Below are 14,991 nucleotides of genomic sequence, written 5' to 3'. Positions count from 1 at the left end.
GAGTCTGCCCTGCTCTGACCGCCTTCCCTGCTCTGACCGCCGTCCCTGCCCATCCGGAGCCTTCCCACTCTGGCCGTGGCCGTTCCCACGCCGGGCGAAGCCGTCCCTCCTCCAGGTGAACCTTCCGTCTCCCCGGTGAATCCGCCGTCCCCTCGGCCGCCGGAAACCGGCACGCATACACCCCTGGTCACGAGCCGGTCACGATGAGCCGGTGGACACCGCAGGCGCTCTTGCCCGCCCTCAGCGGCCCGGCGTACACCGGACCGCACGGGACAGAGTTCTGACGTTCAACAGCGTTCAACGACGAACGACGAACGGGGAAGTGATGCGCAGCAAGAGCAGCACGTTCCGGACACACAGGGCCGTCACCACACTCGCCGCACTGCTCGCGGGAGCCCTCGCGCTCTCCGCCTGCTCCGGCAGCGACGACGACACGAAGGACAACGGGGAGAAGAGCAGCGGACCGACCGGCGCCACCGTCACCCTGCCCAAGCTGAACGGCGCCCATCTGGAGGTGGCCGCCGTCTGGACCGGCGCGGAGCAGGCCAACTTCAAGAAGGTGCTGGCCGAGTTCGAGAAGCGCACCGGCGCGAGCGTCACCTTCGTACCCGCGCAGGACCCGATCATCAACTTCCTCGGTTCGAAGATCGCGGGAGGCCAGCCGCCGGACGTGGCGCTGCTGCCGCAGCCCGGTGCGATCAAGCAGGCCGTGCAGAAGGGCTGGGCCAAGCCCGTCGGACCGGAGGTGCGCAAGGAGCTGGCGAAGAACTACGCGCAGGGCTGGCAGGACATCGGCAAGGTCGACGGCAAGCAGTACGGCGTCTACTACAAGGCCGCCAACAAGTCGCTGATCTGGTACAACGCCACGGTCTTCGAGAACGCCGGGGCCAAGGAGCCCAAGACCTGGCAGGACCTGCTGACCGCCTCGCAGGCGGTGTACGACTCGGGGGTCACACCGTTCTCGGTGGCCGGCGCGGACGGCTGGCCGCTGACCGACTGGTTCGAGAACGTGTATCTGTCCCAGGCGGGCCCGGAGAAGTACGACCAGCTCGCCCAGCACAAGATCAAGTGGACCGATCCGTCGGTGAAGCAGGCGCTGACCACGCTCGCCCAGCTGTGGGGCAAGAAGGACTACCTGGCGGGCGGTCAGGACGGCGCGCTCCAGACGGAGTTCCCGCAGTCGGTCACCCAGACCTTCACCGGCGGCGACCAGCCGAAGTCCGCGATGGTCTACGAGGGCGACTTCGTGCAGGTCAACATCGGTGAGACCAAGGCGAAGGTGGGCACGGACGCGAAGGTGTTCCCGTTCCCGGCGGTCGGCTCGGCCGCGCCGGTGGTCTCCGGCGGCGACGCGGCGGTGATCCTGAAGGACTCCAAGGCGGCCCAGGCCCTGGCCACCTTCCTCGCCTCGCCGGACGCGGCGACGATCCAGGCGAAGCTCGGCGGCTACCTCTCGCCGAACAAGAGCGTGCCGGTGTCGGCGTACCCGAACGAGGTCCAGCAGAAGATCGCCAAGGCGCTGATCGCGTCCGGCGACGACTTCCGCTTCGACATGTCCGACCAGGCCCCGCAGGCGTTCGGCGGCACACCCGGCAAGGGCGAGTGGAAGGACCTCCAGGACTTCCTGAAGAACCCGAAGGACATCGCGGGCGCCCAGGCGAGGCTGGAGAAGGACGCGGCGGCGGCCTACGGGAACGGGGGCTGATCCGGCCATGGCGTCGGCAGCGGCGGCCGGGGCCCCACCGGGTCCCGCCGCGCCCCGCAGTCGCAGAAGCGTGACCGGCACCCGGAGGGCCGTGGCAGCCCTGTTCCTGCTGCCCGCCCTGGTGCTGCTCGGCGCGCTCGTGGTGTACCCGATCGGGTACTCGATCGTCCGCAGCTTCTCCAACGCCTCCGGCGACGGCTTCGCCGGTTTCGACAACTACGAGACCCTCTTCACCGACGACGGCATCCGCACCGCGCTCAAGAACAACGTCATCTGGGTGGTGTTCGCGCCCACGGTCTCCACCGCGCTCGGTCTGGTCTTCGCGGTGCTGACCGAACGGGTGCGCTGGGGAACGGCGTTCAAGCTGGTCGTCTTCATGCCGATGGCGATCTCGATGCTGGCCGCCGGGATCATCTTCCGGCTGGTGTACGACCAGGACCCGGACAAGGGGGTCGCGAACGCCGTGTGGGTGGGTGTGCACGACACGTTCACGCAGTCGTCGGCGTTCCCGAAGGCCCACCCGGGCCGCCGGTCGCCGCTCGTCGCCGACGGCGGTGGCTTCCTCACCAAGGCCGCCGTCCACGCCGGCCGGCCCGTGGCTCTGCCCCTGGTCGGGGTGGCCCCGGACCAGCTGCCGGACGACGCCGGAAAGGCCGCCGCCGCGAAGCCGGAGCCGGGCAGGATCACCGGCACCACCTGGCAGGACTTCACCCGTGGCAAGGGCGTCGGCAGGCTCGGCGCGCCGGACCCCTCCGAGGTGGGCTATGCCGGGATGCGGATCGAGGCGGTGAAGGACGGCACGGTGGTGGCGTCCACGAAGGCGTCCGGTGACGGCACCTTCACCCTGCCCGCGTCGGCCGACGGGGCCCGGCTCCGGCTGCCCGCGAGCAACTTCCGGGAGCCGTACAACGGGGTCGACTGGCTGGGCCCCGCACTGGTCACCCCGGCGATCATCGGGGCGTACGTGTGGATGTGGGCGGGCTTCGCGATGGTGCTGATCGCGGCCGGGCTCGCGGGCGTGCCCCGGGAGCTGCTGGAGGCGGCGCGGGTGGACGGCGCCACCGAGTGGCAGGTGTTCCGCAAGGTCACCGTGCCACTGCTGGCCCCGGTGCTGGCGGTGGTCGTCGTCACACTGATGATCAATGTGCTGAAGGTGTTCGACCTGGTCTTCATCATCGCGCCGGGCTCCTCGCAGGACGACGCGAACGTGCTGGCGCTGGAGCTGTACCGCAAGGGCTTCGCGGAGGGCCGGCCGGGCGTCGCGAGCGCGATCTCGGTGTTCCTGCTGCTCCTGGTGATCCCGGTGATGTTGTTCAACATCCGCAGGCTGAGGCGGGAGGTGCGGCGATGACGGCGACCGCCGGAAGCATCGGGAAGGTCTCCCCCACCGACACGACGGTGAAGGCCAGGCAGTCGCTCGGCTCGAAGATCGTCGAGAAGCTGAGCGGTGGGCTGGTCCGCGTGTTCCTGATCGTCGTGGGCCTGTTCTGGCTGGTGCCGACCATCGGCCTGCTCGTCTCCTCGCTGCGCTCGCCGCAGGACATGAGCGCGAGCGGCTGGTGGACGGTGTTCAGCGAGCCGTCCCAGCTCACCGTGGACAGCTACCAGAAGCTGCTGGAGAACGGCGACATCACCGACTCCCTGGTGAACACCGTGCTGATCACGGTCCCGGCGACACTTCTGGTCGTGGTGGTCGGCGCACTGGCCGGGTACGCGTTCGCGTGGATGGAGTTCCCCGGCCGGGACTGGTGGTTCCTGGGCGTGGTGAGCCTGCTGGTGGTGCCCGTGCAGGTGGCGCTGATCCCGATCGCCGAACTGTTCGGCAAGATCGGCCTGTTCGGGACGATCCTCGGGGTGATCCTGTTCCACACGGGCTTCGGTCTGCCGTTCGCGGTGTTCCTGCTGCGGAACTTCTTCGCGGAGATCCCGCGGGAGCTGCTGGAGGCGGCACGGCTGGACGGAGCGGGCGAACTCCGGCTGTTCGCACGGGTGGTGATGCCGCTCGGCGGGCCGGCGATCGCGAGCCTCGGGATCTTCCAGTTCCTGTGGGTGTGGAACGACATGCTGGTCGCGCTGGTGTTCACCAAGTCGGGCACGCAGCCGATCACGGTCGCCCTCCAGACGCAGGTACGGCAGTTCGGCAACAACATCGACGTCCTGGCGCCCGGCGCGTTCATCTCCATGGTGATCCCGCTGGCCGTGTTCTTCGCGTTCCAGCGGCAGTTCGTGTCCGGGGTGATGGCCGGCGCGGTCAAATAGCCCTGAATCCGGGCAGGTTGCCAGGGGCGGGCCTTCCGGGGCCCGCCCCTGAGTGTTCACCCGGTGTCCCCCGAATGCCGTACGGGCCGTAACCAAGTCACTCCATCGGCCGTTCCCGGGCAGAACGCCCGCGCCGACCGACCCATGGATGTCCCTTGCCCAGGTTCAGTATCATTGTCCCCGCGTACAAGGTCCAGGCGTATCTCTCCGAGTGCCTGGACTCGGTGCTCTCGCAGTCGTATCCCGATCTGGAACTGATCGCCGTGGACGACTGCTCGCCGGACGCCTGCGGCGCGCTCATCGACGAGTACGCGGCCCGGGACGCGCGCGTGAAGCCCGTGCATCTGGCCGAGAACCAGGGCCTCGGCCGCGCCCGGAACGCGGGCCTGGCCGAGGCGACCGGCGACTACCTGGTCTTCCTCGACAGCGACGACACGCTCACCCCGCACGCGCTGCGGGCCGTCGCCGACCGGCTCAAGGAGACCGGTGACCCGGACGTGCTGGTCTTCGACTACGCGCGCACCTACTGGGACGGTCGCGCGGTGCGCAACCAGCTGGCCGCCCAGCTCACCGAGCAGGGCCCGGCGCCGTTCCGGCTGGAGGACCGGCCGGGGCTGCTGCGGGTGCTGATGGTGGCCTGGAACAAGGCCTACCGGCGGGAGTTCGTGACGGAGCACGGGTTCACGTTCCCGCCGGGCTACTACGAGGACACCCCCTGGACCTTCCCGGTGCTGCTGACGGCGCAGTCGATCGCCACCCTGGACCGGGTGTGCGTGCACTACCGGCAGCGCCGGCAGGGCAGCATCCTCGGCACCACCAGCCACAAGCACTTCGACCTGTTCGAGCAGTACGAGCGGGTGTTCGCCTACATCGAGCAGCGACCCGAACTCGACAGCTGGCGGCCGGAGTTGTTCCGGCGGATGATCGACCACTACGCCGTGGTGTTCACCAGGCGGGGCCGGCTGCCGCGCGGCAGCCACGGCGCGTTCCTGCGCCGGGCCCGCGCCCACTACCGCCGTTACCGCGTGCCGGGGACGCGGACGGGGCTGCGACACGCCCTGGTCCGCTTCGGCATGCACCGCACGTTCCGGGCGCTCCGGCTGGCCGCGGCCGTCCGCCGGCGGACGCTGAAGTCCGCGGTGAAGCTGGCCCGCGCCGGGCGCACGGGCGCACTCCAGCTGCACTACCGGGTCCAGCTGCGGCTGCCGCTGCGGTCCGACCGGGCGGTGTTCGCCGCCGAGGAGGAGTACGGCGATCCGGCCGCGCTGGAGGAGGCGTTCCGGACGCACGCCCCGCAGCTGAGCACGGCGTGGATCGCCCGGCCGGGGCAGGAGCACGCGGTGCCGCCGGGCCCGCGCCGGCTGAGGCCCGGGACGGCCGGCTACTGGACGGCGCTGGCCCGCTCCCGGTACCTGGTCAGCGACGCCGGCTTCGAGGGACGGCTGCGCAAGCGGCCCGGGCAGGTCTTCGTGCAGACCCAGCAGGGCACCCCGCTCGGGCACGCGGGCCTCGATCTCCAGGAACACCCGGCGGCGGCCCGCGACCTGGACTTCGCGGAGCTGCTGCGGGGCGTCGACCAGTGGGACTACGTGCTGTCCGGCAACCGGCACGCCACGCTGATCTGGGAGCGGGTCCACCCGGGCCGCTACACCACACTGGAGTACGGCCTGCCCCGCAACGACGTCTTCCAGCGGGCGACCTCGGCGGACGTGGCCCGGCTGCGGGCGGGGCTGGGCGTCCCGCAGGGCGCGGTGGCGATCCTGTACGCGCCCGCGTACCGCGACCACCGGCGCACCCAGCGCCCGCTGCTCGACCTGGAGCGGATCCTGCGCCGCCTGGGCCCGCGCTTCGTGATCCTGGCCCGCACCCACACTCCCGTCGAGGGCACCCGGATCATCGACGTCTCCGGTCACCCGGACCTGTCCGCCCTGTGTCTCGCCTCGGACGCGCTGCTCACGGACTACGCGCCGGTCATGTTCGACTACGCGGGCCTGGACCGGCCGATCGTGGTGCACACCGAGGACTGGGCGGCGTACGAGGAGGCCCGCGGCGCCTACTTCGACCTGCGGGCCCTTCCGCCGGGCGCGGTGGCGCGCAGCGAGGACGAGCTGATCGACATCTTCGCCGGCGGACACTGGCGCGGCTCGCGCTCGGCGCAGCTGCGGGCGGCGTTCCGGGAGCGGTTCTGCCCGTGGGACGACGGGCGTGCCGCCGAGCGGGTGGTACGGCGGGTGGTGCGGGGCGAGACGGAGCTGGGTCCGGTGGTGCCGCTCGCGGACCGCACACCGGCGCCGTCGGCCTGTGCGCGCTCCCCGCTGGCCACCGTGCCGCAACCTTCCGGTCCCCTCCCCGTCACCGAGTGCCGCTGAACACCGTTGGTCATTCCGGGAGTTCCCATGCCCCTCGGCTCGACGCGGCCCACCCCGAGCCGGCCGTCCACCTGGCGTCCGGCGGGACGGCCCGGCCGCGTCCGCAAGACGACAGAAAGTACAGAATGCCCCGCTTCAGCATCATCGTCCCGTCCCACGGGGTCGCCGGCCGGCTGTCCCAGGCGCTGGACTCCGTCCTCGGCCAGTCCTTCGGCGACCTCCAGCTGATCCCGGTCTGCGACGCCCCCGACGCCCCGGACGCCCCGGACGCCCCGGACGCCCCGGCCGATGGCGGTCCCCCCTGTTCGAGCGCGGCCGAGGACTCGGGGGAGGTCGCCGCCGGGTACGCCGAGCGGGACTCCCGGGTGACCCCCGTCCACTCGCCGCCGTCCACCGGGCTGAGCGGGGCGCGCAACGCCGGGATGCGGGCGGCGACCGGCGCGTATGTGCTGTTCCTGGACGGCGACGACCTGCTGCTGCCGGGCGCGCTGGCGGCGCTGGACGCCCGGCTGGCCGAGCTCGGTGACGTGGACGTGCTGTACGCCGAGCACGAGCGCACGCCCTGGTGGGAGGGCGAGCCGACGAACCCGGCCGCGCCGCTGCTCGCGGGAGCCCCGAAGGGCGCCTTCGCCCCCGCCGGCCGGCCGGAGCTGACCGGCGTCCAGCTGCCGGCGTGGAGCGCCGTCTACCGCCGCGCCTTCCTCGCCGAGCGGCAGCTCGTCTTTCCCGAAGGCCACTTCACCGACCTCGGCTGGGGCGGGCTGGTCACCCTCGCCGCCGAGCGGATCGCGGTGCTGCGCCGGACCGTCGTACGGCACCGGCTGCGCCGCCAGGGCAGCCGGCTCAATCAGCCCGGGCCGCACCAGCACGCCCTGCTGGACCAGGCGGAGCGGGTGCTGGCGCGGGCGGCGGAGCTCACCCTGCCCGTCGAGCGGACCGGACCGCTCTTCGACCAGGTGTTCGCCGTGGTGCTCAAGACGGCGTCCCGGCCGGAGCGGCTGCTCTCCGGGCACCGGGCCTTCTTCCGTCGCGCGGCCCGCCTCTACCGGCGGTACCGGCCGGCCGGCCACGAGGTGCCCGGCGGCAGCCTGGGTGTGCAGCACCGGCTGCTGGCGGCGGGCGCGTACACCGCCTTCCGGTCCCTGCGCGGCGCCAACCAGGCAGCCGGCGGGGCAGCCGGCCGGCTGCCCCGCCCGCGCATGCTGCGCACCCGGCTGCGCTACGCCCGCGACCTGCGCCGCCCGCTCGACCCGAACCTCGCCGTGTACTGCGCCTACTGGGGGCGCGGCTACACCTGCAATCCGGCCGCGATCCACGCCAAGGCCCGCGAACTCGCCCCGCACATCCGCTCGGTGTTCCTGGTGGAGCCCGGCCGGGAACACACCCTGCCCAAGGACGTCGAGTACGCGGTGATCGGCTCCCGCCGCTACTGGGAGGTGCTGGCCCGCGCCACCTACCTGGTGAACAACGCCAACTTCGCCGAGGGCGTCGTCAAACGGCCCGGCAGCGTGCACCTCCAGACGCAGCACGGCACCCCGCTGAAGAAGATGGGCGTGGACCAGTCGACGTACCCGGTGGTGGCCGCCCAGTCCGGCAGCTTCACCAAGCTGCTCGGCCGGGTCGACCGCTGGGACTTCAACCTCTCCGCCAACCGCCACTCCACCCAGATGTGGGAGCGCGCCTTCCCCGGCTCCTACGAGCAGCTGGAGTACGGCTATCCGCGCAACGACGTCTACTACACGGCGACCGCCGACGACGTGGCCCGTGTCCGGCGCGAGCTGGGCGTCCCCGAGGGCAGCAGGGCCGTGCTGTACGCGCCGACCCACCGCGACCACCACACCGGGTTCGAGTCCGGCCTGGACCTGGAGGCGTTCTGCGAGGCGGCCGGGGAGGACGTCGTCGTCCTGCTGCGCGCCCACTACTTCTACGACCGGGGCGGCTCGCGGGGCTCGGACCGGATCATCGACGTGACCGCGCACCCCTCCTCCGAGGACGTGTGCCTGGCCGCCGACGCGCTGGTCACGGACTACTCGTCCATCATGTTCGACTACGCCAACCTGGACCGGCCGATCGTCGTGTACGCCGACGACTGGGACGTCTACCAGGAGACCCGGGGCGTCTACTTCGACCTGCCGGCCGAGCCGCCCGGGGTGGTCGCCCGGACCCCGAAGGAGCTGGCCGCCGTCTTCCGCGACGGCTCCTACGCGGGCCCGGAGGCCGCTGCGCTGCGAGCCGCGTTCCGCGAGCGGTTCTGCCAGTTCGACGACGGGCGGGCCGCCGAGCGGGTCGTGCGGCGGGTGCTGCTCGGCGAGCCGCCGGAGGCGGTCCCGCCCGTGATCCCGCTCGCGGAACGCATCCCCGCCCCCGCCGCCGCCACCCTCGTGAGGAGCTGACCCGCCGTGCCCCGCTTCAGTCTGATCGTGCCCTGCTTCAAGGTGCAGGGCTTTCTGCGCGAGTGCCTGGACTCGGTGCTCGGGCAGTCCTTCGGCGACTTCGAGCTGATCGCGGTGGACGACTGCTCCCCGGACGGCTGCGGCGCGATCCTGGACGAGTACGCCGAGCGCGACCCGCGCGTGAAGGTCCTGCATCTGCCGGAGAACGTGGGCCTCGGCCGGGCCCGCAACGCGGGTATGCCGGAGGCCACCGGCGACTACCTGTTCTTCCTGGACAGCGACGACACGCTCACCCCGGGCGCGCTGCAGGCCGTCGCCGACCGGCTCACCGAGTCCGCCGACCCGGACGTCCTCGTCTTCGACTACGCGCGCACCTACTGGTGGGGCGGCACCCGGCGCAACGTCCTCGCGCACGTCCTCGCCGAGGCCGGGGCGGACACCTTCACGGTCGCCGAGCGCCCGGAGATCCTGGACCTGCTGATGGTGGTCTGGAACAAGGTCTACCGGCGGGAGTTCGTCACGGAGAACGGCTTCGCGTTCCCGCCCGGCTACTACGAGGACACCCCCTGGACCTTCCCGGTGCTGCTCAGCGCCCGCAGGATCGCCACCCTGGACCGGATCTGCGTGAACTACCGGCAGCGCCGGCAGGGCAACATCCTGTCCACCACCAGCCGCAAGCACTTCGACATCCACGACCAGTACGAGCGGGTCTTCGCCTTCCTGGCCGAGCGGCCGGAGCTGGCGCACTGGCTGCCGTACCTGCACCGCAAGATGGGCGAGCACTGCCTGGACATCCTCGCCAAGCCGGACCGGCTGCCGCCCGCCGACAAGGCCGAGTTCTTCCGGCGTACGGCGGAGATGTTCGGCCGGCACAAGCCGCAGGGCGCGTCGGTGGACGGGGAGGTCGCCGTGCTGGAGGGCTCCTGGACCGGCTACCGGCTCAGGCGGCAGGCGGCACGGGCCGGGCGGGAGGCGGCTCGGCGGGCGGCCCAGGCGCGCCACGGCGCGGCCGACCGGGCCCGCACCGGCTGGGCGGCCCTGCACCGGAACCGCCCGCTGGACGAGAACCTGGTGGTGTACTCGGCGTCCTCGCACCGCGGCCTGCTCGGTGACCCGGCGGCCGTCTACGCCGCCGCCCGCGAGATCGCGCCGCGGCTGCGCGGGGTGTGGGTGGTGCGGGACGCGGAGACGGCCGCGCAGCTGCCGCCCGATGTGGAGCACGTGATCGTCGGCTCCCGGAGCTATCTGGAGGTCACCGCGCGCGCGAAGTTCTTCGTCAACGACGTCAACTGGCCCGGCGCCCTGGCCAAGCGCCCGGGCAGCGTGTACATCCACACCCACCAGGGCACCCCGCTGAAGTACCTGGGCGCGGACCTGCTCGACAAGCCGGGCGCCCGGCTCGGCTTCGATGTGCCGCAGATGCTGCGCCGGGCCGACCGCTGGGATTACAGCCTGGTCGCGAGCCGCCACTCGGAACTGGTCTGGGAGCGGGCCTACCCCTGCCACTTCACCTCCGTGCGCACCGGCAGCCCGCGCAACGACGTGCTGGTGAACGGAGGGGACAGCGACTTCCGGGAGCGGCACGGCATCCCGGCGAACCACACGGTCGTGCTGTACGCGCCGACCCGCCGGGACTACCGCCGGGGCGGGCACGTGGACCGGATCGACCTGGCCCGGTTCGCGGCCGACCTGGGTGAGGGGCACACCCTCGTGGTCCGGCTGCACCCGTCGCTGGCGTCCGGCCCCGCCCGGGGCATGGGCCTCGCGGAACTGGCCCGGCGCCGGATCGTGGTGGACGCGACCGACGAGCCGCGGGTGGCGGACGTACTGCTCGCGGCGGACGCGCTGGTCACCGACTACTCGTCCGTGATGTTCGACCACGCCGTCCTGGACCGGCCGGTCGTGGTGCACGCCGACGACTGGCCGGCGTTCTCGGCGAGCCGGGGCGCCTATCTCGACATCACCGCCGAGCCGCCGGGCCATGTGTCGCGCTCCTACCGGGAGCTGGTCCGGCTGTTCACCTCGGGCGCGTGGCGGGACGAGGAGTCGGCGCGGCTGCGGGCGGACTTCCGGGCCCGGTTCTGCACGTACGAGGACGGGCGGGCCGCCGAACGGGTCGTACGGACGCTGCTGCTGGGCGAGCCGGTGCCGGACGCGAATCCGGTACGGATCCCGGGCCAGGCCGTGGCCACGGACGCGCTGACGTCGGCGTAGTCACGCCGCAGGGGGCCGGCCCCGTCCGGGACCGGCCCCCTGGGGTGCGTACGCCGGTTACTCGATGACGAGGTCGACGTCGATGTTGCCGCGGGTGGCGTTGGAGTACGGGCAGACCTGGTGCGCGGTCTCGACCAGCTTGCGGCCGGTCGCCTCGTCCACGGCCTCGGGCAGCTCGATGCGCAGGGTCACCTTCAGCCCGAAGCCCTCGCCCTGCTTGCCTATGCCGACCTCGGCGGTCACGGCCGCGTCGCTGACGTCGACCTTCGCCTGGCGCCCGACGAGCCCGAGGGCGCTGCCGAAGCAGGCGGCGTACCCGGCGGCGAACAGCTGCTCCGGGTTGGTGCCCTGGCCGTTGCCGCCGAGCTCCACCGGCATGGCCAGGGGGAGGTCGACCTTGCCGTCGGAGGAGACGGCACGGCCCTCGCGGCCGTGGGTGGCGGTGGCGACAGCGGTGTAGAGCGCGTCCATGAAGACCATCCCTTTACGAAGTCGGGTGTGGTGGCGGCCCCTGTCCTGACCGCCGCACGACCACAAGTAGAGCACACAATTCAGTTGTGCACAACCAAATGGTCCGCAAGAGCTACTCTGGAGCCATGACCGTCTCGCCCGCCACCCCCGACGCCGACTGGCTCCGCCTGGACCGCCAGATCTGCTTCTCCCTGCACGCCGCGTCCCGCGCCTTCAACGGCGTCTACCGCGTGATCCTCAAGGACCTCGGGCTCACCTACCCCCAGTACCTGGTGATGCTGGTGCTCTGGGAGCAGGGCGACCTGCCGGTCAAAAAGCTCGGCGAGCAGCTGCGGCTCGACTCGGGCACGCTGTCCCCCCTGGTCAAGCGACTGGAGGGGGCCGGCCTGGTACGGCGTGAGCGCAGCGCCGAGGACGAGCGGTCGGTGCGGGTGCACCTCACCGAGGAGGGCGCGGCGCTGCGCGAGCGGGCCCTGGAGGTGCCCCGCCGGATCATGTCGGCGACCGGTTTCGACCTGGCGGAGATCGTCGACCTGCGCGCCCGGCTCGACCAGCTCACCAGCGCGCTGGACGCGGCGGCACAGGCGGAGGCCCGCTCGGCCCGCTGACCGGGCGGACGTACAGCCGTACCGTCACGCCGTCCCGCACGGCCTCCTCACGGCGGGTGAACTGCTGCCAGAGGACGGTGACCTTGGCCCGTTCGACGGGACTGCGCGGGGCCGCGCGGCCGCCGATCAGCTTCCGGTCCGCGACGACCCACACCCGGTCCAGCCGCGCCAGCCTGCGGCGCAGCTCGGCCGCTCCGGCCTCCCGGCCGTACAGCGTCCCGGACTCGGCCGCACCCGCCACCAGCGCCACGTCCCGCACGCCCCGGAACGCCCCGGGATACGTGAGCGCCACGTTCCGCAACTGCGCCGGCACGAACACCACGGCCTCTCCGGGCCCCAGCTCCCGCCCGGCGACCCGGGACACGGCGGCGAGATCGTCCGCCCGCCGCCCGGGATCCCGGTCCGCACGCAGGACGGGGAACTGGTGCAGCGCGGAGAGGCAGACGAGGAGGACGCCGGCGAGGGCGGGGTAGGGGGACCGGGACAGCGCAGCCCCCTCCGGCCGACCGGCCCGCAGGCGCCCCACCAGCCACTCGGCCCCGCACGCCACCAGCAACGGCGCCCCCGACAGGGCGTACAGCACATACCGGTCGACATACAGCGGCGACACCTGTGACGCCAGCATCAGCACCGCCGGCGGCACCACCGTCACCGGCAACGCGACCCCCGCGCAGGTGAGCTCGCCGCGCCGCCCCACCAGCCCCGACAAGCCGGCCACGGCCAGCCCGAGGCACACCCAGAACACCTCGTCCGTCGGCCCGAGGAACCCCCGCAGCAACCTTTCCGCGGTGTCCGCCGTGGGCGCCCGCAGCCACGCCAGCTGCGCCGCCTGCCCCCGCGAGACCAGCACCATCGGCAGCAGCGCGAGGACGACCGCCGCCGCCGTGCACCCCCAGCCCCGCCACGCCCGTACCCCGGCGCGGGCCAGCGCCAGCGACACCGCGTGGGCGAGGAGCAGCAGCACCGCGAACTCGTGCAGCCAGCAGGTGAGGGCGAGCACGGCGCCGTACGGCCACCAGGAGCCGCCCCGGACGGCCCGCACGAAGAGGAGGGTCGCGCCGGTGGCGCCGGCCGCGACGAGGGCGTAGGAGCGGCCTTCCTGGGCGTAGTGGCCGGCCATCGGGCTGAGGGCGTAGAGCAGCCCGGCCCACAGGCCGACGCGGGGCCGGACCAGCCGGGTGCCGAGGGCGGCCACCAGGCCCGCCGTGAGGGCCGCCGCGCACACCGACGGCAGCCGGAGGGCGACTTCGCCGGGGTGGACGGCGAGGACGGCGTGCAGCAGCAGGTAGTACACGCCGTGCACCGCGTCCACGTCGTGCAGCAGGCGCCAGATCTGCGGCACCGTACGGCGCGCGACCTGGTAACTGACGGCCTCGTCACGCCACATGCCGCCCCGGTCGAGGCCCCAGAGCCCGACCGCCGGCATCACCAGCATGGGCACGCCCACGGCGGCGGCCCGGCGGATCCCCGGTGCCCGGCGTGATGCGCTGCTCGGCACACCGGCCGGCACGACAGCGGTCGCTCCAGCCGCCCGACGCGACTGCGGTTTCGCGGAAAGCCCGACGTTCACCATGGCCCGATCTCTTGCGATTAGCCAATCTTTGCTCTTATTGACGGCGTATCAGCATGGATACACCATGCACACCGCTTAGGCTCCCATGTGATGAACCGTCTCCGTGTCACCCCCGGCCCGGTCCTCGCGCTCACCGCCACGTGGCTCATCACCCGCGCCCTGATGCTGTGGCTGCTCGTGCACAACAGCGCCCGGCTGCTGGGCGGCGGTTCGGTGTCCCGGGAGGTGTGGCGGCTGTACGTCCACTGGTACGGCGTCCTCGCGCACGGCTCGTTCCCGGTGCACGACACGCTGTGGCAGTACCCGCCGGGCGCGGGAGCGGTGCTGCTGGCGCCGGGCCTGCTGCCGGGCCTGACGTACTTTCAGGCGTTCGTGGCGCTCACCCTGGCCGCGGACGCGCTGACCGCGGCGGTGCTGCTGCGCGCGGGCACCCGGCCCGGGCGCAGCCTGCTCGGCGCGGCCGTGTGGACCGGCGGCCTGCCGCTGCTGCTGCACCTGCCGCTCGCCCGGTACGACCTCCAGGTCACCGCCCTGGCCGTGCTCTCCCTGCTGGCCGCGGCGCGCTCCCCGCGCGCGGGCGGTGTGTTCGGGGCGCTGGGCGCGCTGGTGAAGGTGTGGCCGGCGTTGGTGCTGCTGGGCCTGCCCCGGGGGCGGCCGACGCGCACGGCGTGGGCGTGGGCGGCGGCGGCCGGGCTCGCGTGTCTGGTCCCGCTCGCGCTCTTCCTCGCCCACCCGCTGTCCTTCCTGCGGGAGCAGGGCGGCCGGGGCGTACAGATCGAGTCGCTCGGCGGTACGGCGCTCAACCTGGCCCGGCACGCCGGATGGTCCGGCCGGTCCCGCTACCGGTACGGCGCGATCGAACTCGTCGGCCCGCACGTGCACACCGTCGCCACCGTCTCCCTCGCGCTCACCGCGGTCTCCTTCGGGCTGCTGGTGCTGTGGCGGATGCGGGCACGGCACTGGAGCGAGGCCACGCCGTACGACGCGGCGCTGAGCGCGGTGCTGCTGTTCACGGTCACCAGCCGGGTCATCAGCCCGCAGTACATGATCTGGCTGATCGGCCTCGCCGCCGTGTGCCTGACCTCGCGCCACACCAGCCAGCGGCCGGTGGCGGTGCTGATCCTCGTGGCGGCCGCCGTGAGCACCGTGGCGTACCCGATGTGCTACCGGGAGGTGGTGCACGGCACCTGGGCCGGCTGCCTGCTGATGCTGGGCCGCAACGGGCTGCTGGCGGCCGCCGCCGTGCTGTCCTTCGCCCGGTTGTGGCGGGCCGCGCGGCCGCCGGCCGGAAAGACCGTGCCGCCGATGGAACCCCGGCCCGGTTCCGACCGTCTTCCGGAGCGAGCACTAAGCGTCTCTTAACGGGGTATTACCTAATATTTCTCCGCTCCCGGCCCGT

General features: G+C 72.6%; 10 protein-coding genes. 8 read left to right on the top strand and 2 right to left on the bottom strand.

The window, feature by feature from the left end; all coding sequences use genetic code 11:
• The first annotated feature begins 325 nt into the window (after positions 1-325).
• The 6 genes from ACZ7DL_RS17030 (at position 326) to ACZ7DL_RS17005 (ending at position 10,940) form a co-directional block, all read left to right on the top strand.
• Positions 326-1,705, top strand: a complete 1,380-nt coding sequence (locus tag ACZ7DL_RS17030) for an ABC transporter substrate-binding protein (protein ID WP_470774960.1) — start codon at positions 326-328, stop codon at positions 1,703-1,705.
• Positions 1,706-1,712: 7 nt separating this feature from the next.
• Positions 1,713-3,056, top strand: a complete 1,344-nt coding sequence (locus tag ACZ7DL_RS17025; protein ID WP_470774959.1) for a carbohydrate ABC transporter permease — start codon at positions 1,713-1,715, stop codon at positions 3,054-3,056.
• Positions 3,053-3,964 carry a carbohydrate ABC transporter permease gene (locus ACZ7DL_RS17020; protein ID WP_470774958.1) on the top strand — a complete coding sequence of 304 codons (912 nt, stop codon included), beginning with the start codon at positions 3,053-3,055 and terminating at the stop codon, positions 3,962-3,964. Before ACZ7DL_RS17025 ends, ACZ7DL_RS17020 begins: the two co-directional genes overlap by 4 nt.
• A gap of 155 nt (positions 3,965-4,119) precedes the next feature.
• Complete coding sequence (locus ACZ7DL_RS17015) at positions 4,120-6,333, top strand: bifunctional glycosyltransferase/CDP-glycerol:glycerophosphate glycerophosphotransferase (RefSeq protein ID WP_470774957.1); 2,214 nt, start codon at positions 4,120-4,122, stop codon at positions 6,331-6,333.
• A 125-nt stretch (positions 6,334-6,458) separates the two neighbouring features.
• Positions 6,459-8,726 carry a bifunctional glycosyltransferase/CDP-glycerol:glycerophosphate glycerophosphotransferase gene (locus tag ACZ7DL_RS17010; protein ID WP_470774956.1) on the top strand — a complete coding sequence of 756 codons (2,268 nt, stop codon included), beginning with the start codon at positions 6,459-6,461 and terminating at the stop codon, positions 8,724-8,726.
• 6 nt (positions 8,727-8,732) lie between these two features.
• Complete coding sequence (locus ACZ7DL_RS17005; RefSeq protein WP_470774955.1) at positions 8,733-10,940, top strand: bifunctional glycosyltransferase/CDP-glycerol:glycerophosphate glycerophosphotransferase; 2,208 nt, start codon at positions 8,733-8,735, stop codon at positions 10,938-10,940.
• Positions 10,941-10,997: 57 nt separating this feature from the next.
• Here ACZ7DL_RS17005 and ACZ7DL_RS17000 read toward each other — a convergent pair whose 3' ends face one another.
• Entirely contained in the window at positions 10,998-11,411 is a 414-nt protein-coding gene (locus tag ACZ7DL_RS17000) for an organic hydroperoxide resistance protein (protein WP_470774954.1), read from the bottom strand.
• A 125-nt stretch (positions 11,412-11,536) separates the two neighbouring features.
• Between ACZ7DL_RS17000 and ACZ7DL_RS16995 the strand changes: the two genes are divergently transcribed.
• Positions 11,537-12,019: a MarR family winged helix-turn-helix transcriptional regulator gene (locus ACZ7DL_RS16995; protein WP_470774953.1), complete on the top strand. Its 483-nt coding sequence runs from the start codon at positions 11,537-11,539 to the stop codon at positions 12,017-12,019.
• Here ACZ7DL_RS16995 and ACZ7DL_RS16990 read toward each other — a convergent pair.
• The gene (locus ACZ7DL_RS16990) at positions 11,967-13,454 is read right to left on the bottom strand and encodes a glycosyltransferase family 39 protein (RefSeq protein WP_470774952.1); all 1,488 of its coding nucleotides are present in this window, start codon (positions 13,452-13,454) and stop codon (positions 11,967-11,969) included. The genes ACZ7DL_RS16995 and ACZ7DL_RS16990 overlap by 53 nt on opposite strands.
• A 228-nt stretch (positions 13,455-13,682) precedes the next feature.
• Between ACZ7DL_RS16990 and ACZ7DL_RS16985 the strand changes: the two genes are divergently transcribed.
• Positions 13,683-14,954: a glycosyltransferase 87 family protein gene (locus ACZ7DL_RS16985; protein ID WP_470774951.1), complete on the top strand. Its 1,272-nt coding sequence runs from the start codon at positions 13,683-13,685 to the stop codon at positions 14,952-14,954.
• Positions 14,955-14,991 lie beyond the last annotated feature (37 nt).

It is taken from the genome of Streptomyces sp. NPDC036984 (assembly GCF_055607665.1).
Note: the sequence above shows the minus strand (reverse complement) of the source record. Positions and strands in the feature narration are given on the sequence as shown.

Excerpts from the sequence above, each read along its gene's own strand:
- ACZ7DL_RS17030 (WP_470774960.1), top strand. The coding sequence starts at position 326 with ATGCGCAGCAAGAGCAGCACGTTCCGGACACACAGGGCCGTCACCACA.
- ACZ7DL_RS17025 (WP_470774959.1), top strand. The coding sequence starts at position 1,713 with ATGGCGTCGGCAGCGGCGGCCGGGGCCCCACCGGGTCCCGCCGCGCCC.
- ACZ7DL_RS17020 (WP_470774958.1), top strand. The coding sequence starts at position 3,053 with ATGACGGCGACCGCCGGAAGCATCGGGAAGGTCTCCCCCACCGACACG.
- ACZ7DL_RS17010 (WP_470774956.1), top strand. The coding sequence starts at position 6,459 with ATGCCCCGCTTCAGCATCATCGTCCCGTCCCACGGGGTCGCCGGCCGG.
- ACZ7DL_RS17000 (WP_470774954.1), bottom strand. The coding sequence starts at position 11,411 with ATGGACGCGCTCTACACCGCTGTCGCCACCGCCACCCACGGCCGCGAG.
- ACZ7DL_RS16995 (WP_470774953.1), top strand. The coding sequence starts at position 11,537 with ATGACCGTCTCGCCCGCCACCCCCGACGCCGACTGGCTCCGCCTGGAC.
- ACZ7DL_RS16990 (WP_470774952.1), bottom strand. The coding sequence starts at position 13,454 with ATGCTGGTGATGCCGGCGGTCGGGCTCTGGGGCCTCGACCGGGGCGGC.
- ACZ7DL_RS16985 (WP_470774951.1), top strand. The coding sequence starts at position 13,683 with ATGAACCGTCTCCGTGTCACCCCCGGCCCGGTCCTCGCGCTCACCGCC.